Origin of the sequence: Ferrimonas pelagia (assembly GCF_039543565.1) — a bacterium.
In the GTDB taxonomy this organism is placed as follows: domain Bacteria; phylum Pseudomonadota; class Gammaproteobacteria; order Enterobacterales; family Shewanellaceae; genus Ferrimonas; species Ferrimonas pelagia.
In genome coordinates this window covers 18083-38405 of sequence record NZ_BAABJZ010000092.1, presented here as the reverse complement: position 1 = coordinate 38405, position 20323 = coordinate 18083, and the positions used below count along the sequence as shown (strand labels likewise).

Genomic DNA, 20323 nt, shown 5'->3' with positions numbered 1-20323 from the left:
TTTTGCGGTGGCGCACACGGCGCGGACCGGCTTACCACATCAGATCGTCGGGGATCTGGTAATCAGCGTACGGGTCGTCCTCGTCCACCTCAGCCTCGGCATTGCGGTCGTTGAGCAGCACGATAAAGCTGTCATCCCGTTGCGCGACCTTGTCGGCGACGCCGGTGGGGATCAGGTGGTAGCTGTCATCGAGCTTGGCGATGGCCAATTGACCGTTGATCAGCCCTTGCTGCAATTTCTCGGTGACGAAGATCTTGGTGATCTTGCCGCTGTCGGAGAAGTTGTAGGCGATCTCGCCGCGGTCGCGGTTCTGCGCATTAACGGTGATAAGCTGGCGGATCTGGGCCTGCAGCGCTTTCTTGTCCGCTTCGGCTTTGCGCTCAGCGTTCAACTGGCGATCGCGCTCGGCTTGGTCAACCCGTTTCTGTGCCGCATCTTGTTTGGCTTCGTTGACAAATTTCTTACCGGATTTCAGGGCCCGGTGTTTGGCTTTGTTGGCTTTCTTGGCGTCATGCTTGGAGACGAGGCCAGCCTTCATCAGTTGGTCTTGCAGTGACATGGTACGTTTCTCGTAACTCGATTCAGAGGCCGCAATGGCGGTCGGCGTTCTTGCTCAGTGTATCAGAGCTTATAGCGCGCCGGCGAAGTCGTGCTGACGCCAGGCTTCGTAGCTGACGATGGACACCGCATTGGCCAGGTTCAGGCTGCGGGCATCGGCCACCATGGGAATGCGGATCCGTTGCTCGCCCGGGATGGCGTCGCGCACGTCGGCGGGCAGTCCGCGGCTTTCCGGGCCAAACATCAGCACATCGCCCGGCTGGTAGCTGGGCTCGGTGTGGGGCCGGCTGCCTTTGGTGGTCAGGGCGAAGATCCGCCGGCCCGCCATGGCCGCTTGAAAGGCGGCGTAGTCGGGGTAACGGATCACCGAGGTGAGCTCGGCATAGTCCAGTCCGGCGCGGCGCAGTTTCTTCTCTTCCATATCAAACCCCATGGGTTCGATCAGATGCAGGCGGCAACCGTTGTTGGCGCACAGGCGGATGATGGCGCCGGTATTGGGGGCGATCTCCGGCTCGTAAAGGGCGATCTCAAACATGCCGAGGCTCCTGTATGGGTTTGCTGCTTCTTGTACTTGGCTTCGGCGCGCGACGCAAGGGGACAGGCAGAAATTGATGTGGGCCGCAAGTGGAAAGCGATCTCTCTTTGCCGGCGAAGGCAGCAAGGGGGCAGATCTTCGTGGCCATTGTTTGTAGGCTGAGGGCAGGCACTCTGGATAAGGCGAGGCGATGACACAAATTTCTGATCTGATCGAGGTGGACACTCTGGCACAAAGCATGGCGCAGGGGGCGATCCAGTTGCTCGATGCCAGCGGCGGGGTTTATGGATCTGGATCAGGCCTGTGCCGATCCGAGCCACCCGGCGCCGCACATGGTGCCCTCGGCGTCGCGGTTTGCGGCGGCGATGTCGGCACAGGGTGTGGTGCGGGAGCGACCCGTGGTGGTGTACGACAGCCTCGGGTTGTTTTCGGCGGCTCGGGCCTGGTGGTTGCTGCAGGCGATGGGCCACGAGCAGGTGGCGGTTTTGAATGGCGGTTTGCCCGCTTGGCAGCGAGCCGGATTACCAGTGAATACCTCGGCACCGAGGGACATTGAGCCGTCGCGTTATTCGGCGCGATGGCGTGCGCAGCGCTGCTGTGATGCGGAGACGGTGCTGGCCAGCCTGGCGCAGCCGCGGGTGCGGGTGATCGACGCGCGCGGCGCTGCGCGTTTTGCCGGTCGTGTGGCGGAGCCGCGGCCCGGGGTACGGGCTGGCCATATCCCCGGCTCGGTGAATCTGCCTTTCGACCGTTTGTTGGTGCAAGGGCGGTTGCGGCCACAAGCGGAGTTGCGGGCGGCGTTTGAGGCCGTGGGTGCCACGGCCCAGCATCGGCTGATCTTCAGCTGCGGCAGTGGGGTCACGGCTTGCGTGTTGGCGTTGGCGGCGCAGCAGGCGGGCTACACCGATTGGTCGGTCTACGACGGTTCGTGGAGTGAGTGGGGCGCCGAGCCGTCACTGCCGCTCGCTGTTGGCGAGGAGTAGCGGGCTCGGGCGTCGGCTCAGTGGCTGCGGGGATCCAGCGGCAGGGTGATGGTGACCATCAAGCCCTGTGGCACGCGATTGCTGGCTTCGATCTGGCCTAGGTGGGCCTCGATCGCGCCGAGGGTGATCGCCAGCCCAAGACCCCAGCCGCCGCTGTCTCTGTCGCGCGCTTCATCCACCCGATAGAAGGGCTTAAAGATGGTTTCCAGCTCGGGCTCAGGCACACCGGGGCCGTCATCACGGATCTGGATCTGCAGGGTGCGTGATTGGGCGGTGACACGCACGTCGACCTGATGCTGGGCATAACGCAGGGCGTTGCGGAGTGGGTTTTCAACCGCGCGCAGCAGCAGGGTTTCGATCCCATGGAAGGGCAGCGAGTCGGGCAGCTCGAAGCGCAGGCTTTTACCCAGTTGCTCGGCCTCAAAGCGGGCGTCTTCCAGCATGGGGCGCAGCGCGTCGCTGAGATCCATCGGGTGTTTGCGCTCGGTGATCTGCATGTTCATCCGCGACAGGGCCAGCAGCTCGCTGATCATCTGCTCGAGGTGATCGGCTTCTCGGCCGATCCGCTGTAGCTCCGGATTGTCACCGTGCTTTTTGCGCGCCAAGGCCAGGCCCAGCTTCTGCCGGGTCAGCGGCGTGCGCAGCTCATGGGAGATGTCCGACAGCAGGCGTTGTTGGCCCTTCAGCATGGTGGTGACTGAATCGGCCATCTGGTTAAAGCTGCGGCCCAGTTGGCCGATCTCATCCCGTCGGTTGAGCGTACTGCCGTTGATCCGAGCGTCCAGATCGCCGCTGGCCAGGGCGCCGGCGGCTTCGCGCAGATGGCGCAGAGGTTTGCCCAAGTGCCAGGCCAGCATGCCAAACACCAGCCCGGAGAAGGTGATGGACAGCAACAGCAATGCCCAGGGCTCGTCGGTCAGAGAGAACAGGAAGTGGCGCTGGCGACCCGTCTTGAGTCGGCCGATCAGATAATACTGATCGTCCTGCAGGTAGACCGGCAGGGGGCCGGAGACCAAGCTGCTGCTGAAGCGAAAGGTTTTCGGCTGTTGATAGTTTTTCTGTTCCAGCAGGAAATCTCGAACGTCCTGTGGCAGGAAGCGGGGCGCGGTGCTGATCGGCTGACCAATGTTATTCACCACATAGAACTGCATCCGTTTGTTGCGGCTCTGGCGCGACTGCTCCTGACGCAGGAGTTCGCCAATGCTGACCAGGGCGCGCCCATCGGCCCGCTCCAGTCGCTCCGCCACGCTCTCGAGGGTCTTCTCGTGGCGTGGATCAATGTCGTCCCGATCCAGCTGTTTCTGCAGGTAGGGCAGGCCGATCACCAACACCAGGATCAGTGAGGTGGTGATCCAAAATGCCAGCAGCAGTTTGAAAAACAGATGGTTGGGTTGGCGCATTAGTCGAGCCAAATGTAGCCTTTGCCGCGGACGGTTTTGACCCGTGGGCGACCGTCGAGTCGCTCCGGCAGCTTGCGACGCAGGTTCGACAGGTGCATATCCAGGCTGCGGTCAAACGGCATCAGTTTCTTGCCGAGCACATCCTGCGACAGGGTCTCTTTGCTGATCACCTCGCCGCTGTGGCGCACCAGTTCGAGTAGCAGGGTGAATTCGGTGGCGGTCAGTATCAGCTGTTCGTCGCGGGCCCAGGCTTCCTGGCGGCGCGGGTAGAGCAGCAGATCGCTGTGGGCCACTTGCTCGCTGTCGTTACTGGTTTCCTTGTCACGCTCGTGGGTGTTGTCTTTGGTGCGACGCAGGATGGCGCGGATCCGCGCGATCAGCTCACGATCGTTGAAGGGTTTGGGCAGATAGTCATCGGCGCCGATCTCAAGCCCGACGACCCGATCGATGTCGTCGCCTTTGGCGGTCAGCATCAGTACCGGTACATCGCTGCTCTGGCGCAGTTGACGTAGGATATCGAAGCCATTCATGCCCGGCAGCATGACATCGAGCAGGACGATGTCGTGGTTGCCGCTTTGCGCCGCCGCTAAACCGGAGGGGCCATCCTGACAGATCGTGGGATCGAAGCCTTCTAATTCCAGCAGTTGGCCCAGCAGTTCGGACAGGCCCTTGTCGTCTTCCACCAGCAGGATGCGGTTCATGATTTGCCCTCATAAGTCGTATTCGTTAAAGCCTAACCTATGGGTCTGGTCGGCCCAAGCGGCATTTACACTGTTTTACCCCTCAATCACCCGCTTTTCGAACAGAGTGTGATATCGGCAGCGAAGCGAACTCGGCCAGCGTGATCCTTCTGGTAAACTTAGGGCAGTCTTTCTCTTTGGTGAGTGGAGTTATGCCAGCTGTTCGCGGTTCCGTTGCGTCACCAGCTCAGTACGCATTTTGGATCAAATGGGCCACTCGTGCCTCGGTGGCGACGGCGTTGATCCTGATCGTGGCGAAGCTGGCGGCCTGGTTCTATTCCGGCTCGGCCAGCCTGTTGGCTTCGTTGACGGACTCGATGATGGATGCGATGGCGTCGATGGTGAACTTCTACGCGCTGCGCGTGGCTCTGGTTCCGGCGGACAGTGATCATCGTTTTGGCCATGGCAAGGCGGAGCCGCTGGCGACCCTGGTGCAGTCCGGCTTTATCCTTGGCTCGGCACTGCTGCTGTTGTTTCATGGGGTTGAGCGGGTGCTATCGCCCCAGTTGCTGGAGCGTTCCGCGCTGGGGATCGGGGTGACGTTGTTTGCCATTGTGATGACGCTGGCGTTGCTGGCGCTGCAGCGCCGGGCGGTGGCGATCACCGGCTCGAGCGCCATCGCCGCCGATGCGTTGCACTATCGCTCGGATCTGCTGCTCAATGCGGCGGTGCTGTTGGCTTTGGTGTTGGCGGGGATGGGCGTGTTGTGGGCCGATGGGGTGTTTGCTGTGCTGATCGCGCTGTACATCGGTTATGGGGCCTGGGGGCTGGGTCATGAGGCGGTGCAGTTACTGCTCGATCGTGAGGCCGATCCCGAGGTGCGTCAGCGCGTGGTGGCGCTGGTGCAGCATGATCCTCAGGTGCGGGGCTATCACGATCTGCGGACCCGGCTGTCGGGCAATCGGCTTTGTGTCCAGTTGCACCTGGAGTTGGATGGGGCGCTGACCTTGTTGCAAGCCCATGGCGTCGCCGATGCGGTTGAGCAGCGGATCCGCACGGAATTTCCCGGTGCGGACGTGATCGTGCATGAAGATCCGGTTTGAGCATGCCGCGCGTCGGGTGGCGTACTCACGGCGGGGATGATGTGACCTGGCCCTTTCCCTCGCCGCTCGAATTTACCCTTCCATCTTCAGTTCTTTCAGTTTGCGGGTCAGGGTATTGCGGCCCCAGCCCAGCAGCCGGGCGGCGTCTTGCTTGTGGCCATGGCTGTGGCGCAGGGCGACCTTGAGCAGGGTGCGCTCAAACGCAGGCTGGGCCTGGCTGAGCAGATCGGCTTCGCCATTGGCCAAGGCCTGATCGACCCAGTGGGCCAGCAGCTCGGTCCAGTCGTCGCCCTGAGTGGGGGCGGTGCCGGAGGGCGTGCGACTCAGCTCGGGGGGGAGATCGGCCTCCAGGATCTCCTGACCGGAGGCCATCACGGTCATCCAGCGGCAGGCATTTTCCAGTTGACGCACGTTGCCGGGCCAGCTGAATTGGCACAGGCGTTTCTCTGCCGCTTCGCTTAGGCGTTTGGGATCGCCGCCTAACTCTTTGGCCGCACTGGTGAGGAAGTGTCGGGTCAGCGCCGGGATATCCTCGCAGCGATCCTTCAGGGCGGGCAGCTGAATGCGGATCACATTGAGGCGATGGAACAGATCCTCGCGGAATTGCCCATCGCCGACGCGCTGCTCCAGATCTTGGTGGGTGGCGGCGACGATCCGCACGTCCACTTTGACCGGGTGGTGGCCACCGACCCGGTAGAACTGGCCGTCGGACAGGACCCGCAGCAGGCGGGTTTGCACGTCCAGTGGCATATCGCCGATCTCATCGAGAAACAGGGTGCCGCCATTGGCTTGCTCGAATCGGCCCTGGCGCTGGCCGCCGGCACCGGTGAAGGCGCCTTTTTCATGGCCGAACAGCTCAGACTCGATCAGATCCTTGGGGATAGCGGCCATATTCAGCGCGACAAAGGGGTGCTCGGCGCGTGGGCTGTGTTTGTGCAATGCGCTGGCCACCAGCTCTTTACCTGTGCCCGATTGGCCGTTGATTAGCACGCTGATGGAGGAGCGGGCGAGTCGGCCAATGGCGCGGAACACTTCCTGCATCGCCGGGGCTTCGCCGATGATCTCCGGCATCGCTTCGATCTTGGCTTTGCTCTTCTTCACCTTGCTGGCGCTGTGCTCCAGTGCCCGGCGTACTAAGGCGATGGCCTCGTCGATGTCGAACGGCTTGGGTAGGTATTCGAACGCGCCGGACTGATAGGCGCCGACGGCGCTGTCCAGATCGGAATGGGCGGTCATGATCAGCACCGGCAGATCGGGGAATTCGCCCTTGATCCGAGTCAGTAGGGTGAGGCCGTCGGTGCCAGGCATGCGGATATCCGACAGGATCACGCTCGGCTGGCTGACGCCCAGTGCCTGCCAAAGCGATTCGGCATTGGCGAAGCTGGCGCAGCTGATCTGGGCGCGTTTGAGGGCACGCTCCAGTACCCAGCGGATGGAACTGTCGTCATCGAGGATCCAAACTTGTTCGCTCACAACGCCTCCTTGGTAAAGATCAGTGGCAATAGCAGGGTGAATTCGGTGTGGCCAGGCCAGCTTTCCAGATCGATCCGACCTTGGTGTTGGCTGACGATGTTCTGGGCAATGGACAGACCGAGGCCGCTGCCATCGGCTTTGCTGGTAACCATGGGGTAAAACAGGGTGTCACGTACCTCTGAGGGGATCCCCGGGCCGTTATCGATGATGCTGATCGCCACTACTTGCCGATGGCGTACCCCTGCTATGGTGATCCCGCCTTTGCTGCGGGTTTTCAGGGTGAGTTGGCCGCGTCCGCCCATGGCCTGCACCGCATTGCGGATGATGTTGAGCAGGGCTTGCTGCAACTGCTCACTGTCCATCATGAAATCAGGAATGGAGGGATCGTAGTCGCGCTCGATAAGCAGCAGTTCGGCGGTTTCTATCTGGCACAGGCGGCTGGTTTGCTCCAGCAAACGGTGGATGTTGCTGCGCGCCCAGTTGCCCGGATGCTGAGGCCCCAGTAGGCGGTCGACCAGATTACGCAAGCGGTCGGCCTGCTCAATGATGATCCCGGTGAACTCCTTGAGCTCATCGCTTTCCAGCTCCATGTTGAGTAGCTGCGCCGCACCGCGCAGCCCGCCGAGCGGATTCTTGATCTCATGCGCCAGGCCGCGAACCAAGAGTTGGGCGGCGTGATGCTGGGCGTACTGTTGCAGCTCTTGGCTGATCCTGTGTTGCTGATCCACGGTGCGGGCTTCGATCAGCATCCGCTGATCCTCCAGCGGAGTAAAAGCGAGATCGACCGTGTGATGTTGGTTGTCCAGGGTCAGCAGCGATAGGGCGTACAGGGCTTGGCCTTGCTCGCCACTGAGCGCTTGTGCCAGTGCGGCTTGCTCGGCCGAGATCTGGCTGTAGAGCTCGGCAAACAGGCAGCCTCGCATACGCCGGCAGCTGAGGCCAAGCAGTTGCTCGGCGGCCATGTTGGCGTATTGCACCCGCTGCTCTTGATCCAGCACCAGAATAGCGGTCGATAGGTGGTTCAATAGTTGTGGATCTGGGGGGCTACCCATAGTGGTGCATCCTTTTCGCCTGCGCTGCGATGATGCACCACCTTAACATTGCACCAGTTTGGTGCAATGTCTGCCGGTCAGTTTTGGCCGGTTGCGGGCAAAACCTTGGGCTGAGCGCCTGCTGCGGGGAACAAGCGTGAGTGGCGGTGCATAAATACGGTCCGTGTAGGACTTAATGCAAGGACTTTGCCGCTTTTATCAATCACCTTGGCTTGCAGTTGATGTTCCCCGCGATCAAGGTCATCCAAGGCAAAGGAACCGCCACTGCCCAAGGTACGGCTTAAGCGGCCATCAAGCCAAAGCTGGACGCGGTGATCAGCGGCGAGTGCGGGCTCCAGCGCGATCTGCAGATCCAGCTGTCCCTGATTGTTGCGGACCGTGGCCTCGTCTTCGGGGGCGATCAGATCAATGCGATAGGCGATCTGCTCGTCGGCCTGTGACTCGGTGGAGAGGGAGCGCGTCGACGTGGGTAGGTGGACGGTGCTGCCCGGCTTGAGGCTGACCGCCGTTGCACCCGATCGGGGCTTGTCGGAGTAATGTACCTTGCCGTCGTCGTCGACCCATTTGTAGATCTGGGCGTTGCTACCAAAGGCGATCAGCAAGCACAGCAGTAACGGTTTGGCGGACATGGAGGACTCCGTTCAGGATGAAGTTACCTCCGAGTGTAGTGGCTTGGCGGGCGAAAAAAAACCCACCCTGGGTGACAGGGTGGGTTTGGAGCTTGCCTCTTCGATCTTATTGTTTTTTAGGGTGCAGAGGCGGTTCTACTTCCCGTAGCTGGCTCGCGCTTACACGCTGTAGTACATCTCGAATTCGACCGGGTGCGTGGTCATGTTCAGACGCTCTACTTCCGCTTCTTTCAAGGCGATGTAAGAGTCGATGAAATCGTTGGAGAAGACGCCACCGGCAGTCAGGAACTCACGGTCTGCGTCGAGGGCTTCCAGAGCCTGAGTCAGGCTGGAGGCAACGGTTGGGATCTCGGCCGCTTCTTCCGCTGGCAGATCGTACAGATCCTTGTCCATCGCTTCGCCTGGGTGGATCTTGTTGATGATCCCGTCCAGGCCCGCCATCAGCATGGCAGAGAAGGCCAGGTATGGGTTGGCGGTTGGATCTGGGAAGCGCACTTCGATACGACGGCCTTTCGGGCTTGGTACCACTGGAATACGGATGGAAGCGGAGCGGTTACGGGCGGAGTAGGCCAGCATCACCGGGGCTTCGAAGCCAGGAACCAGACGCTTGTACGAGTTGGTGGACGCGTTAGCAAAGGCGTTGATGGCACGGGCGTGCTTGATGATACCGCCGATGTAGTGCAGCGCCATCTCGGACAGACCGCCGTACTTGTCGCCGGCAAACAGGTTTTCACCGTTCTTGCTCAGGGACTGGTGGCAGTGCATGCCAGAGCCGTTATCGCCAACCACGGGCTTAGGCATAAAGGTGGCAGACTTGTTGTAGGCGTGGGCCACGTTGTGGATCACGTACTTCATCACCTGGATCTCATCGGCCTTCTCAACAATGCTGTTGAACTTACAGGCAATTTCGTTCTGGCCCGCGGTGGCTACTTCGTGGTGGTGTGCTTCAACGGTTTGACCCATCTCTTCCAGTACCAGACACATGGCGGAGCGGATATCTTGCGCCGAATCCACTGGCGATACGGGGAAATAGCCACCTTTCACGCCAGGACGGTGACCTTTGTTGCCGCCTTCGTAGTGTTTGTCAGAGTTCCAGGAGGCCTCTTCTGCGTCGATCTTGTACATGGAGCCGGACATGTCGGTCTTGTACTTGACGTCATCAAACAGGAAGAACTCAGGCTCTGGGCCGAAGAACACATCATCGGCGATGCCGGTGGATTGCATGAAGGACTTGGCACGCTTGGCGATGGAACGCGGATCGCGATCGTAGCCTTCCATGGTGGCAGGCTCGATGATGTCACAGCGCACGTTCAGGGTTTCTACGTCGGTAAACGGGCACAGAACGGCGGTGGCCGGATCCGGCATCAGGATCATGTCGGATTCGTTGATCCCTTTCCAACCCTGAATGGAGGAGCCATCGAACATCTTGCCTTCTTCGAAGAAGTCAGCGTCGATCTGGTTTACAGGAATAGAAACGTGCTGTTCCTTCCCCTTGGTGTCGGTAAAGCGCAGGTCGACGAATTTTACGTCGTGTTCTTCAATCAGGTTCAATACGTTTTCGATGGACATCCTAAGAGCCTCCAATGGCAGAATATAGAGCGGCAAACTAAGCTGGCACGGTTAAAGCTAAGGTTGTGCCAACTTTTTAAGTGACTGATATAAAAGGAGTGTTGTTGTTTGTTCTTGTGGTGTACGGCCGCGTTGCACCAATATGGTTCGCAAAATTTGACCAGATGCACCATTTTGGTGCTTTGCACTCAAATGAGGAATGCAGCCGCGCTCCGAGCCGTTTTTTGGCCGCGATCCAGCCCGCTGGGCGCGGACCATTTCTTGTTTTCATCTTGTTGTAGCATGGTTCGTGGAGAATTTATCTGATTTAGACCATGCTTTGTTGTCGCGGTTTTGACCGGTTTCCAGTACAATCGCCGCCCAGAATTTACCCCGCGAAGGGGTCGTCATGAACCTGGACCTAATTAAAGGCCGGGTTTTTCCTAGTACCCCTTTGCCCGGAGAGACCACTTTGAGCATCAAGAACCTACGTAACGTGGCGATCATCGCGCACGTTGACCACGGTAAAACGACCCTGGTTGATAAACTGTTGGGCCAGTCCGGCACCTTAGACGCGCGCGTTGATCTCGACGAGCGCGTGATGGATTCCAACGATATTGAAAAAGAGCGTGGCATTACCATTTTGGCGAAGAACACCGCCATTAAGTGGAACGACTACCGCATCAACATCGTGGACACCCCAGGACACGCCGACTTCGGTGGTGAAGTAGAGCGTGTCATGTCCATGGTGGATTCCGTGCTGCTGCTGGTTGACGCTCAAGAAGGCCCGATGCCACAGACCCGCTTCGTGACCCAGAAAGCCTTTGCTTTGGGCCTGAAGCCAATCGTGGTGATCAACAAGATCGACAAGCCAGGCGCTCGTCCTGACTGGGTGATGGATCAGGTATTTGACCTGTTCGACAACCTGGGTGCGACCGACGAACAGTTGGATTTCAAGGTGGTTTACGCTTCCGCACTGAACGGCTGGGCTTCTAGCGAAGAAGGCGTTCAAAAAGAAGACATGACCGATCTGTTCCAAACCATCGTGGACGAAGTTTCCGAGCCTGCGGGTGACGCGGAAGGTTCTTTCCAGATGCAGATCTCTCAGCTGGACTACAACTCTTACCTGGGCGTTATCGGCGTTGGTCGTGTTTCCCGTGGTAAAGTGAAGGTTAACCAGCAGGTGACCATCGAATGTGCCGGCGGTAAGGTTCGCAACGGTAAAGTGGGTAAAGTGATGGGCTACATGGGCCTGGAACGCCACGAAATTGAAGAAGCGGAAGCGGGTGACATCATCGCCATCACCGGTCTGGGTGAGCTGAAGATCTCCGATACCGTTTGCTGTCCTCACGAAGTGGAAGCACTGCCACCACTGTCTGTTGATGAGCCAACCGTAACCATGACCTTCCAGGTCAACACTTCTCCTTTCTGTGGTCAGGAAGGTAAGTACGTGACTTCACGTAACATCCTGGAGCGTCTGCAAAAAGAACTGGTACACAACGTTGCACTGCGCGTTGAAGAAACCGCTAACCCGGATCAGTTCAAGGTATCCGGTCGTGGTGAGCTGCACCTGGGTATCCTGATCGAAAACATGCGTCGTGAAGGTTACGAGCTGGCGGTATCCCGTCCAGAAGTGATCATGCGCGAAGTTGACGGTCAGACTGAAGAACCGTATGAAACCGTCACCATCGATGTGGAAGAAGCGCATCAGGGCACCATCATGGAGAAAATGGGTCTGCGTAAAGCAGAGCTGACCGACATGGCGCCTGACGGTAAAGGTCGTATCCGTATGGACTTCATCATGCCATCCCGTGGCCTGATCGGTTTCCAGACCGAGTTCATGACCATCACCTCGGGTTCCGGTCTGCTGTACCACACGTTCATGCAGTACGGTCCTTTCAAAGGTGGCATGGCCAGCGCCCGTTCTAACGGCGTTATGATCGCCAACGCGACCGGCAAGGCTCTGACCAACGCCCTGTTTAACCTGCAGGCCCGTGGTCGCATGATGGTTGGCCACGGTACCGAAGTGTACGAAGGCATGGTTATCGGCATTCACAGCCGTGACAACGACCTGACCGTGAACGCGCTGAAAGGCAAGCAGCTGACCAACGTACGTGCCTCCGGTACGGACGAAGCGCAGACCCTGACCCCGGCGTTGAACATGTCTTTGGAACAAGCCCTGGAATTCATCGACGTTGATGAGTTGGTGGAAGTGACTCCAGAAAACATCCGTATCCGTAAGAAGCTGCTGACTGAAAACGAGCGTAAGCGCGACAGCCGTCAAGCCAAGTAATTGGCATTCGCTTGATACGATAAAAGCCCCGCTCGCAAGAGCGGGGCTTTTTTGATCCGGACAAACGGTTGGCGACGAGGCAGAGTTGTTGATGGATTGTGCCGCGAATGGCCGGATGCTATCTTGGATATTCAATCACCTGCGTAAGGAAATGCAGTATGTGGCACATCCTGTTGGATGGCTTGATCCAGACAATGTACACCCTCTCAATGGCCTTAGATCTGAACGCCGTCGGTGGCATGCTGATGCTGACGGCGCTGGTGCGCCTCGTGTTATTGCCGCTATCGCTGCGTGCAGCCTTGGATCAACAAGCCAATCAACAACGGCTCAAGGCGCTGAGGCCTCATTTGGCGCAGCTGAAGCGCGAATATGCCGATGATCCTGCCGGCCTGAGCAAGGCAACGATGGGGTTGTATCGCCAGCATGGGGTGCAGCTGTTGAGCCGGGCAGGCATGACGAATATGGCGGGTCAGTCGCTGTTTGGCCTAGGGATGATCCAGGCCCTCGGTCGTTGGCAACTGAGCGGCGGGTGGGGCTGGATCGCCGATCTCGCTCGCCCAGATGCCGTGCTGGCCGTGTTGGTCACGTTGTTGACCGGGCTCAGCCTGTGGTTGATGCCGGGCAGTGATATGCCACTCCTGCTGCAATGCGCGGTGCCGCTGTTGGTCGGGGCGTTGGCTTGGTTTAGCTTTCCAGCCTGCGTGGCGCTGTACTGGAGTGTATCCAGCGCCTTTGGCCTGCTGCAAACCCTGTATCTGCGTCAGCAGCGTGAGTCAGCCCAAGCCAGATGATGGTTACCGTCTGACATAACAAAAACCGGCGCCATTGGGCGCCGGTTTGCTTTGTCTACTGGGTTAGCCTTTACGCTTGAGCGTCAGGGTACTACCACCGCTTTTCTTTGGCTTGGCGGGCTTATTGTCCATTGGCTTGTTCGGATTGTTGTAGTGCTGTTTCGGTTTGGATGGCGCATCGCCGCCCCGATCGTCGTTCATCTCATAGCGGCGCTGACCGCTTGCTCGGGTTGGCAGCGGCTTACCCAAGACGCCACGGCCTTCGCCCTGGCCGGAGGGGCGACGTGGCTCGCCGCTGCGCGGGCGCGGCTCTGCTTGACGCTGGCCGGGCTTGATCCGCTTGGCCGGGCTGATGTGGCCCTCGACCGCGGTTTTGCTTGAGCCAGCGACGGCGGCGTTGAGCTCGGCCATCTCAACCGCGGTGAGATCGCGCCACTGGCCCGGACGCAAGCCCTCGACCGAGACGTTCATGATGCGGGTGCGCTTCAACGCCAGCACTTCGTAGTCGAGGAACTCACACATGCGGCGGATCTGGCGGTTGAGGCCCTGGGTCAGCACGATCTTAAACACGAACTTGCTCACCACGCTGACCTTGCACGGCTTGGTCACGGTGCCAAGAATGGGCACGCCACGGGCCATGCGCTCGAGGAAACGTTCGCTGATCGGCTTATCGACGGTCACCACGTACTCTTTGTCGTGGGCGTTCTCGGCGCGCAGGATCTTATTGACGATGTCGCCGTCGCTGGTCAGGAAGATCAGCCCTTCGGAGGGTTTATCTAGGCGACCAATGGGGAAGATCCGCTTTTTATGGCCGATGGCGTCGATGATGTTGCCTTCGACGTCGCCCTCGGTGGTGCAGGTGATCCCGATCGGCTTGTTGTAGGCGATGTAGACCCGATCCGCCTTGTCGCTGGCGCTGGCTTTGATCCGCTTGCCGTCGACCTCGACGCTGTCACCGGGCTGCACCTTGGTGCCAAGCTCAGGATGACGACCATTGATGGTGACACGATTCTGCTCGATCAGTCTGTCCGCCTCGCGGCGGGAGCAGAAGCCGGATTCGCTGATGAATTTATTGAGGCGTTTTTCGGTCATGGTGATCACATCGTCCAGTTTGGGTTTGCCCTAGCGCGGGCGGCACTTTAAAGCATAACCGGCTGGATGGGAAACGGGGCGTGATGCAATTTTGAACTGACGGCAGGCCTGAGTGGTGAATGGCCACCCTCAGGCGTTGGGGGCGGCCAGCCTTGAGGCTCACTGCAGGGTCGCGATGAACTTATCGGACTCGGCGATCGCCTTGTTCATCTCGGCAATGACCCGTTCGACTTCGCCTTCCAGCGCACCAAACTCTTTGCCGATCGCCCCGACGGCGCGGGCATTGAGGTTGTGTTTCAGGTACAGCTCATTGTCCTTGAGGCGCTTAAGCACCGGATCCATCTTGGCTTCGGCCTGACGCATTGCTTTGAGCATGCTGTCGTAGCGGCGGCGGGTGTCACGCAGCTGGGTTTCGCTTTCCCGGCGCAGGTTGGCGGACTGGTATTGCTCCAGCTCAGTTTGCCATTCGTCGAACATGGCGTCGGCGACGTCGTTGACGCCATTGATGCGGCTGGTGACTGCATCGGCCGCATCCTGGGCGTCGTCGTATTCGGCTTTGACCTTGTCGTAGACGTCTTCAAGCTCGCCACCGTCAAAATCCACCAGGGTTTTGAGTTGCTCCAGCGCCGAGCTGAACTGCTCCTGCGCCTCTTGCTGGCTCTCCTGGGCGTCTTCCACCCGGTCGACCAGGATCTCACGCTTGTGATAACCCACCTGCTCGGCGGCGGCATAATAAGCGCTCTGGCAGCCGGTGAGGGTGAGGCTGAGGGAGAGGATCAGTAACAGGGCTTTCATGGTCGCTCCTTATTGTAGGGCTTGGGCTTGGGCTTGGGCTTGGGCCAGCGGCTTAGGCTTTGTAGCGGGCGGCGTCGATGATGGCCCAGAGGTGGGCGATCCCGGCGATGATGGCGGGGATGATCAGCACCCAGGCGGCATAGCCGACCAAGGTGACGATAAAGAAGATCAGCGCGGCGAGGATCCGGCCCTGGACCAGTTGACCCAGCCCGGGAATAAAGAAACTGCAGACGGCGGCGATCACGTTGCCAGCGGAGCCTTGCGAGGACATAAACACTCCTTGTGAAAGTCTTTGTATTTTAGTCTCGTTTCTGGAAATGTTGCCTTATTGTTTACAATGACGCCAGCGGTAAAGAGGATGGAGTATGGATCTGAAGATAGGGCAGCGTACGCTGAGCCAGCTGGAGTGGCGTAAGGCATGGGGCTTTTTCCCGTTTTGCTGGCAGCGCAGTCAGCAGATCGGGCTGCAGATCACCGCCGGTCATTTGGCCTATGTGACCCTGCTGTCGCTGGTGCCGATGATGGCGGTGGTGTTGTCGGTGTTCTCGGCGTTTCCCGGTTTTGCTGGGGCGCGGGAGCAGTTGGAAAGCTTTGTGTATACCAATTTTGTCCCCGCGGCCGGGGATACGGTGCAGCAATATCTGGGCGAATTTGTCGATAACGCTTCCAAGATGACGGCGGTGGGGGTGTTGGCGCTGGCGGTGGTGGCACTGTTGCTGATCTCCAATATCGATAAGGCGCTCAACCGCATTTTTGCCATTCGCAGCCATCGCCGCTGGGTGTTCTCTTTCTCCTTGTATTGGATGATCCTGACGCTGGGGCCGATCCTGATGGGCGCCAGTATTGCGGTGACCTCCTACATCGTCTCGCTCAAGGTGTTTTCTGACGCGGGTTTCTCCGGTGTCTTTGCGTTCTTTATCGGTCGTTTGCCACTGCTGTTATCGGTGATCACCTTTACCTTGCTCTACACCTTGGTGCCCAACACTCGGGTGCGACTCTGGCATGCACTGATCGGCGCCTTCAGCGCGGCGTTTCTGTTTGAAGCCAGTAAGAAGGCGTTTGCCTGGTACGTCACTACGTTTCCTTCGTATGAGGCGATCTACGGCGCGCTGGCGGTGATCCCCATCCTGTTTGTCTGGGTCTATCTGTCTTGGTTGATCGTCTTACTGGGGGCGGCGATCACGGCGGCCATTCCAGAGTATTTTCAGCCGGCGCAGCCACCTTGCATCGATGACGAGGGCGCGGGATCATAACCGCCATTTTGTCGTATGAGGTAGGAAGATGATTGCGTTGATCCAGCGGGTGTCCCACGCCAGTGTCGTGGTGGAAGGGGAGACCGTCGGTGCCATTGATAAGGGGTTATTGGTGTTGCTGGGCGTCGAGAAAGACGACGATGGCGACAAGCTGAAGCGTTTGGCGGACAAGGTGATGAAGTATCGTGTCTTTGCCGATGCCGACGATAAGATGAACCTGAATGTGGCCCAGGCCGGTGGCAGCCTGCTGGTGGTGAGTCAGTTTACCTTGGCGGCGGACACCAAAAAGGGGCTGCGGCCGAGTTTCTCCAGCGCGGCGCACCCGACCGATGCGGAAAAGCAATATGAGGCGTTTGTTGCCTATTGCCGCAGTCAGGGGATGACGGTGGCGACCGGTCAGTTTGGCGCCGATATGAAGGTCTCGCTGCTCAACGACGGGCCGGTCACCTTTTCGTTGCAGGTTTAATGAGATGTGCGCTTATGGATGAGCCGATGAACAGCCGGTTACAGCGTTTGACCCGGCTCTGGCACGACACCATTCCTTTGTCGAAGTTTATGGCGATCGAGGCGGTGTCGTTTGAGCAAGGCGTGTTGATCACGCGAGCCGATCGGGCCGCCAACCAGAATCTGCACGGCACCATGTTTGCTGGCAGTATCTACAGCCACGCCACCTTGACCGGTTGGGGCCGGGTTTGGCTGGCGCTGGAAGCGGCGGGGCTTAAAGGGGACATCGTGCTGGCTGACGGCCACATCCGCTATCATAAGCCGGTCAACGGCGTGCCGGAGTGTCGTAGCGAGCCGGTTGAGATCGATCTCTCGCCACTGACGCGCGGGCGTAACGCCAGGGTGAGCATCAAGGTATCACTGGATGGCAACGCGGAGTTTGAAGGGCAGTTTGTGGTGCTCGCCCCGCGGGCGTAGCGCCTGTCCGCTGCCCGCATGGCAAAAAGGCCAGCACTGAGGTGCTGGCCTTTTGTGTCCGCGCTTGGCGCTTTACTCGTTCAGTGCGGCCTTGAAGCGGCGCAGCAGTGATTTGATCTTGCGAGTGTTGTCCGGGCCCATGCGGATCATCACCTTCTGCGCATCGGAGCGATCCTCTATCGCTTCGTCGGCGAATTGATAGTTGACCGTATGGCTTTCCAGCAGCAGCGGCTGTTCATATTCCGGGGCTCGCAGCAATTCGTCCATGGCTTGATTTAGCGTGCCGCGGAAGCGTCCGGGTGGGTACCCCAGCTCTTGGTAGGCTTGCTCGAGCAGGGGCTCGATCCGCAGGAAGGTGTCGCGCAGCGCGCCTTCATCCAAGCGATAGAGGAAATCCGCGTACTTGTCGTAGCGGCGATACCCTTCGGGATCCAGATAAAGGCTGTTATTGACCTCCAGCGCGGCAAAGTCTTGCTGCAGGGGCTGGAATGGCCCTTGTTGGCGCATCACCTCGCCGCCGGCCAGATTGTCGACGAACACCACCAGGCGGCGCAGCAGATTGTCAGCGCGGATCGCACTGTCGATCTTCATGCCGTCGGCGATCGCTTGCAGTTGCTCATTGGCATAGGCGTCGCTGTCGTCCAGGCCGGGTAGCGGATCGGCCGCAGGCTCGGGGGCAGGCTCAGGCTCAGGTTCGGGCTCAGGCTCTGGCTCTGGCTCAGGTTCGGGCTCCGGTACTGGTTCAACCGGCAGCGGCTCAGCCGGCAGGGTAGGCTCGTTCACCGCGATCTGAGGAATGGGCTCAGGCTCAGGCTGGGGGGCCTGGCGCAGAAAGTAGTACCAGCCGGCACCACAGGCAATCATCACCAGCAACACCAAGATCAGGGCGATCTGGTTGAGGCTGGAACGGCTTTGATCGTCATCGTCTTGATACATCGGGGGTCTCATCTTCCTGATCCGGAGATCTATTGTGACCAGTTTGGGGCCGGAGTCCAGCTCCCAGATCACGCTTGTCGTGTAACGTATTGTGTTGCTGTCGATCCGGCGTGTCAGGCCTGACCGTAGATCTCCCGTCCCGCGAGCCAGCGATCAATAATGGCTGGCACGCAGTGGGGATGGTGTTGCATGAGATGGTGTGCCAAGCGCTGAACCTGAGGGATCAGGTGGGCATCCCGTACCAGATCGGCGATCTTGAGCTCGGCCAGTCCGGTTTGGCGGGTGCCGAGCACTTCGCCCGGACCGCGGATCTCCAGATCCCGCTGGGCGATGAGGAAGCCGTCGTTGCTCTCCCTGAGTACGCCGAGGCGGGCCAGAGCCGTTTTGCTCAGGGGCGGGTGATAGAGCAGGACACAGTGGCTGGCCACTTCTCCTCGTCCGACACGGCCTCTTAACTGATGCAACTGGGCCAGGCCCAGCCGTTCGGGATTCTCAATGATCATCAGACTGGCGTTGGGCACGTCGACGCCCACTTCGATCACCGTGGTGGCGACCAGCAGGTGCAGCTCGCCAGACTTAAAGGCCTCCATGATCTGCTGTTTTTCGTCCGCCTTCATGCGGCCGTGCACCAGGCCGACGTTCAGCTCCGGCAAGGCTTGGGTTAACTCCGCCGCCGTATCTTCCGCCGCCTGGCATTGCAGGACTTCAGACTCGTCGATCAGGGTACAGACCCAATAGGCTTGCCGGCCACCGGTGCAGGCCTGGCGTACCCGCTCCAGCACGTCGGGACGCCGGTTATCGGCGAGTGCCACCGTGGTGATCGGGGTGCGGCCCGGCGGTAACTCGTCGATCACCGACACATCCAGATCCGCATAGGCGGTCATGGCCAAGGTGCGGGGGATGGGCGTGGCGGTCATGATCAACTGATGCGGGTAGCGGCCATCTTTGAGGCCTTTCTCCCGCAGCTCCAGCCGTTGATGGACGCCAAAGCGGTGTTGTTCATCGACGATGGCCAAGGCGAGGTGATCGAAGGCCACCGCGGCCTGGAAGATGGCGTGGGTGCCCACCACCATCTTGGCCGAGCCGTCGGCGATGGCGGTCAGGGTGGCGTCTCGCGCCTTGCCTTTGAGCTTGCCTGCTAACCAAGCGACTTCAATGCCTAAGGGTTTGAACCAATGGCTGAAGGCCATGGCGTGTTGCTCCGCAAGCAGCTCGGTTGGGGCCATTAGCGCAACTTGGTGGCCCTGGCCGATGGCGGTTAAGGCGGCGAGGGCAGCCACCAGGGTTTTGCCTGAACCGACGTCCCCCTGCACCAGCCGCATCATTGGCTCGCTGTTGGCCAGATCGGTGCGGATCTCATCCACCACCCGCTGCTGCGCGCCGGTGGGCGTGAAGGGCAGGCTGGCAAGAAAGGCGCCATCGAGGGCGGGATCGGCGGGCAGCGGCAGGGCTTGATGGCCACCGTGATCATGGCGGATCTGCAGCATCGACAGGTTCTGCGCCAACAGCTCTTCCAGTACCAGCCGTTGCTGTGCCGAGTGCTGACCCGCCTCCAGTTGCGCCGGGCTGACATCCGGGGTGGGCCGATGGATGAATTGGATGGCTTGGGAGAGGGCCAATTGCTCGGGGTAGAGCCCTTCCGGCAGCAGCTCGGGCAGCGGCCGCCGTCGCAGAAACGTCAATGCCTCATCGGACAGCTTGCGCAGACTGGCCTGCTTTAGGCCCTCGGTGGCGGGGTAGATCGGGGTCAGGCTCTCTTCCAGCAGCGGGTGGCTGTGATCGCCCAGCACGTGGTATTCGGGGTGTACGATCTCCAGACTGCTACGGCCGGCGCGGATCTCGCCAAAGGCGCGAACCGTGGCGCCGGTGCGAAAGCTCTCTTTTTGCCCCAGGGCAAAATTGAAAAAACGCAGGGTGACGCTGCCGCTGTCATCCACCATCTGCACCGTCATCATGCGTTTGCGACCGTAGCTGACGTGAGCGCTGATCACTTCGCCTTCGACGGTGGCATGCTGCCCGGGTGTGACGCTGCCGATAGGCCAGATCTGGGTGCGATCCTCATAGCGCAGCGGCAGGTGGAACAGCATATCTTGCACAGTGTGGATCCCCAGCCGCGCCAGCTTTTCAGCCAGCTTGTCGCCCACGCCTTTGAGGGTGGTGATCGGCAGCTCGGCCAGCGCATCGATGGGGGCAAGATCAGTCACGGGTGCGGTTCCAATACCTGTACATTTGTCCAGATGATAGCAGCCCGTGACTTAAGGATCAGCCCCTTATGTTAACC

General features: G+C 59.7%; 20 protein-coding genes. 7 read left to right on the top strand and 13 right to left on the bottom strand.

The window, feature by feature from the left end:
* Positions 1-31: 31 nt before the first annotated feature.
* Both ABEA08_RS14980 and ABEA08_RS14975 read right to left on the bottom strand, forming a co-directional pair.
* Positions 32-559, bottom strand: coding sequence for a DUF2058 domain-containing protein (locus ABEA08_RS14980; RefSeq protein WP_345336162.1), 528 nt, complete (start codon positions 557-559; stop codon positions 32-34).
* 69 nt (positions 560-628) lie between these two features.
* Entirely contained in the window at positions 629-1093 is a 465-nt protein-coding gene (locus tag ABEA08_RS14975) for a tRNA (cytidine(34)-2'-O)-methyltransferase (RefSeq protein ID WP_345336160.1), read from the bottom strand.
* A gap of 284 nt (positions 1094-1377) precedes the next feature.
* On the opposite strand from ABEA08_RS14975, the gene ABEA08_RS14970 reads away from it, so the two are divergent.
* Positions 1378-2076, top strand: coding sequence for a sulfurtransferase (locus tag ABEA08_RS14970; protein WP_345336159.1), 699 nt, complete (start codon positions 1378-1380; stop codon positions 2074-2076).
* Positions 2077-2093: 17 nt separating this feature from the next.
* On the opposite strand, the gene ABEA08_RS14965 is transcribed toward ABEA08_RS14970, so the two are convergent.
* Positions 2094-3476, bottom strand: coding sequence for an ATP-binding protein (locus tag ABEA08_RS14965; protein WP_345336158.1), 1383 nt, complete (start codon positions 3474-3476; stop codon positions 2094-2096).
* The gene (locus ABEA08_RS14960; protein ID WP_345336157.1) at positions 3476-4177 is read right to left on the bottom strand and encodes a response regulator; all 702 of its coding nucleotides are present in this window, start codon (positions 4175-4177) and stop codon (positions 3476-3478) included. Before ABEA08_RS14960 ends, ABEA08_RS14965 begins: the two co-directional genes overlap by 1 nt.
* Before the next feature lie 191 nt (positions 4178-4368).
* On the opposite strand from ABEA08_RS14960, the gene fieF reads away from it, so the two are divergent.
* A complete protein-coding gene (gene fieF, locus ABEA08_RS14955) occupies positions 4369-5259 on the top strand; it encodes a cation efflux pump FieF (RefSeq protein WP_345336156.1) in 891 nt (296 codons plus the stop codon).
* A gap of 72 nt (positions 5260-5331) precedes the next feature.
* Here fieF and glnG read toward each other — a convergent pair whose 3' ends face one another.
* The 4 genes from glnG to glnA form a co-directional block, all read right to left on the bottom strand.
* Positions 5332-6732: a nitrogen regulation protein NR(I) gene (glnG, locus tag ABEA08_RS14950; RefSeq protein WP_345336155.1), complete on the bottom strand. Its 1401-nt coding sequence runs from the start codon at positions 6730-6732 to the stop codon at positions 5332-5334.
* Entirely contained in the window at positions 6729-7784 is a 1056-nt protein-coding gene (gene glnL / locus ABEA08_RS14945) for a nitrogen regulation protein NR(II) (protein ID WP_345336154.1), read from the bottom strand. The genes glnG and glnL overlap by 4 nt, the downstream gene beginning before the upstream one ends.
* A 77-nt stretch (positions 7785-7861) precedes the next feature.
* Positions 7862-8413, bottom strand: a complete 552-nt coding sequence (locus tag ABEA08_RS14940; protein WP_345336152.1) for a DUF4124 domain-containing protein — start codon at positions 8411-8413, stop codon at positions 7862-7864.
* 159 nt (positions 8414-8572) lie between these two features.
* Entirely contained in the window at positions 8573-9982 is a 1410-nt protein-coding gene (gene glnA / locus ABEA08_RS14935; RefSeq protein WP_345336151.1) for a glutamate--ammonia ligase, read from the bottom strand.
* Between the two features lie 451 nt (positions 9983-10433).
* Between glnA and typA the strand changes: the two genes are divergently transcribed.
* Both typA and ABEA08_RS14925 read left to right on the top strand, forming a co-directional pair.
* Positions 10434-12254, top strand: coding sequence for a translational GTPase TypA (typA, locus tag ABEA08_RS14930; RefSeq protein WP_345336149.1), 1821 nt, complete (start codon positions 10434-10436; stop codon positions 12252-12254).
* Between the two features lie 158 nt (positions 12255-12412).
* Positions 12413-13045, top strand: a complete 633-nt coding sequence (locus tag ABEA08_RS14925) for a YidC/Oxa1 family membrane protein insertase (RefSeq protein ID WP_345336148.1) — start codon at positions 12413-12415, stop codon at positions 13043-13045.
* A gap of 63 nt (positions 13046-13108) precedes the next feature.
* Here the strand turns inward: ABEA08_RS14925 and rluF are convergent, their stop codons facing one another.
* The 3 genes from rluF to ABEA08_RS14910 form a co-directional block, all read right to left on the bottom strand.
* Positions 13109-14137: a 23S rRNA pseudouridine(2604) synthase RluF gene (gene rluF / locus ABEA08_RS14920; protein ID WP_345336147.1), complete on the bottom strand. Its 1029-nt coding sequence runs from the start codon at positions 14135-14137 to the stop codon at positions 13109-13111.
* A gap of 159 nt (positions 14138-14296) precedes the next feature.
* Positions 14297-14932 carry a DUF2959 family protein gene (locus ABEA08_RS14915; protein ID WP_345336146.1) on the bottom strand — a complete coding sequence of 212 codons (636 nt, stop codon included), beginning with the start codon at positions 14930-14932 and terminating at the stop codon, positions 14297-14299.
* A gap of 52 nt (positions 14933-14984) precedes the next feature.
* The gene (locus ABEA08_RS14910) at positions 14985-15203 is read right to left on the bottom strand and encodes a hypothetical protein (RefSeq protein WP_345336145.1); all 219 of its coding nucleotides are present in this window, start codon (positions 15201-15203) and stop codon (positions 14985-14987) included.
* A gap of 94 nt (positions 15204-15297) precedes the next feature.
* On the opposite strand from ABEA08_RS14910, the gene ABEA08_RS14905 reads away from it, so the two are divergent.
* From ABEA08_RS14905 to ABEA08_RS14895, 3 genes are read left to right on the top strand one after another with little or no spacing between them, the layout of a single operon-like run.
* Positions 15298-16185 (top strand): virulence factor BrkB family protein, encoded by an 888-nt coding sequence (locus ABEA08_RS14905; protein WP_345336144.1) that lies wholly within the window; start codon positions 15298-15300, stop codon positions 16183-16185.
* 28 nt (positions 16186-16213) lie between these two features.
* Positions 16214-16651: a D-aminoacyl-tRNA deacylase gene (gene dtd, locus ABEA08_RS14900; protein WP_345336143.1), complete on the top strand. Its 438-nt coding sequence runs from the start codon at positions 16214-16216 to the stop codon at positions 16649-16651.
* 26 nt (positions 16652-16677) lie between these two features.
* Positions 16678-17106, top strand: coding sequence for a YiiD C-terminal domain-containing protein (locus ABEA08_RS14895; RefSeq protein ID WP_345336142.1), 429 nt, complete (start codon positions 16678-16680; stop codon positions 17104-17106).
* 72 nt (positions 17107-17178) lie between these two features.
* Here ABEA08_RS14895 and ABEA08_RS14890 read toward each other — a convergent pair whose 3' ends face one another.
* Positions 17179-18054 carry a DUF3014 domain-containing protein gene (locus ABEA08_RS14890; RefSeq protein ID WP_345336141.1) on the bottom strand — a complete coding sequence of 292 codons (876 nt, stop codon included), beginning with the start codon at positions 18052-18054 and terminating at the stop codon, positions 17179-17181.
* Positions 18055-18155: 101 nt separating this feature from the next.
* A complete protein-coding gene (recG, locus tag ABEA08_RS14885) occupies positions 18156-20246 on the bottom strand; it encodes an ATP-dependent DNA helicase RecG (RefSeq protein WP_345336140.1) in 2091 nt (696 codons plus the stop codon).
* Positions 20247-20323: the final 77 nt, after the last annotated feature.

Bases quoted from the DNA above. Each gene is read 5' to 3' on its own strand.
- ABEA08_RS14980 (WP_345336162.1), bottom strand. From the start codon at position 559: ATGTCACTGCAAGACCAACTGATGAAGGCTGGCCTCGTCTCCAAGCAT.
- ABEA08_RS14975 (WP_345336160.1), bottom strand. From the start codon at position 1,093: ATGTTTGAGATCGCCCTTTACGAGCCGGAGATCGCCCCCAATACCGGC.
- ABEA08_RS14970 (WP_345336159.1), top strand. From the start codon at position 1,378: ATGGATCTGGATCAGGCCTGTGCCGATCCGAGCCACCCGGCGCCGCAC.
- ABEA08_RS14965 (WP_345336158.1), bottom strand. From the start codon at position 3,476: ATGCGCCAACCCAACCATCTGTTTTTCAAACTGCTGCTGGCATTTTGG.
- ABEA08_RS14960 (WP_345336157.1), bottom strand. From the start codon at position 4,177: ATGAACCGCATCCTGCTGGTGGAAGACGACAAGGGCCTGTCCGAACTG.
- fieF (WP_345336156.1), top strand. From the start codon at position 4,369: ATGCCAGCTGTTCGCGGTTCCGTTGCGTCACCAGCTCAGTACGCATTT.
- glnL (WP_345336154.1), bottom strand. From the start codon at position 7,784: ATGGGTAGCCCCCCAGATCCACAACTATTGAACCACCTATCGACCGCT.
- ABEA08_RS14940 (WP_345336152.1), bottom strand. From the start codon at position 8,413: ATGTCCGCCAAACCGTTACTGCTGTGCTTGCTGATCGCCTTTGGTAGC.
- glnA (WP_345336151.1), bottom strand. From the start codon at position 9,982: ATGTCCATCGAAAACGTATTGAACCTGATTGAAGAACACGACGTAAAA.
- ABEA08_RS14925 (WP_345336148.1), top strand. From the start codon at position 12,413: ATGTGGCACATCCTGTTGGATGGCTTGATCCAGACAATGTACACCCTC.
- rluF (WP_345336147.1), bottom strand. From the start codon at position 14,137: ATGACCGAAAAACGCCTCAATAAATTCATCAGCGAATCCGGCTTCTGC.
- ABEA08_RS14915 (WP_345336146.1), bottom strand. From the start codon at position 14,932: ATGAAAGCCCTGTTACTGATCCTCTCCCTCAGCCTCACCCTCACCGGC.
- ABEA08_RS14910 (WP_345336145.1), bottom strand. From the start codon at position 15,203: ATGTCCTCGCAAGGCTCCGCTGGCAACGTGATCGCCGCCGTCTGCAGT.
- ABEA08_RS14905 (WP_345336144.1), top strand. From the start codon at position 15,298: ATGGATCTGAAGATAGGGCAGCGTACGCTGAGCCAGCTGGAGTGGCGT.
- dtd (WP_345336143.1), top strand. From the start codon at position 16,214: ATGATTGCGTTGATCCAGCGGGTGTCCCACGCCAGTGTCGTGGTGGAA.
- ABEA08_RS14895 (WP_345336142.1), top strand. From the start codon at position 16,678: ATGAACAGCCGGTTACAGCGTTTGACCCGGCTCTGGCACGACACCATT.
- ABEA08_RS14890 (WP_345336141.1), bottom strand. From the start codon at position 18,054: ATGAGACCCCCGATGTATCAAGACGATGACGATCAAAGCCGTTCCAGC.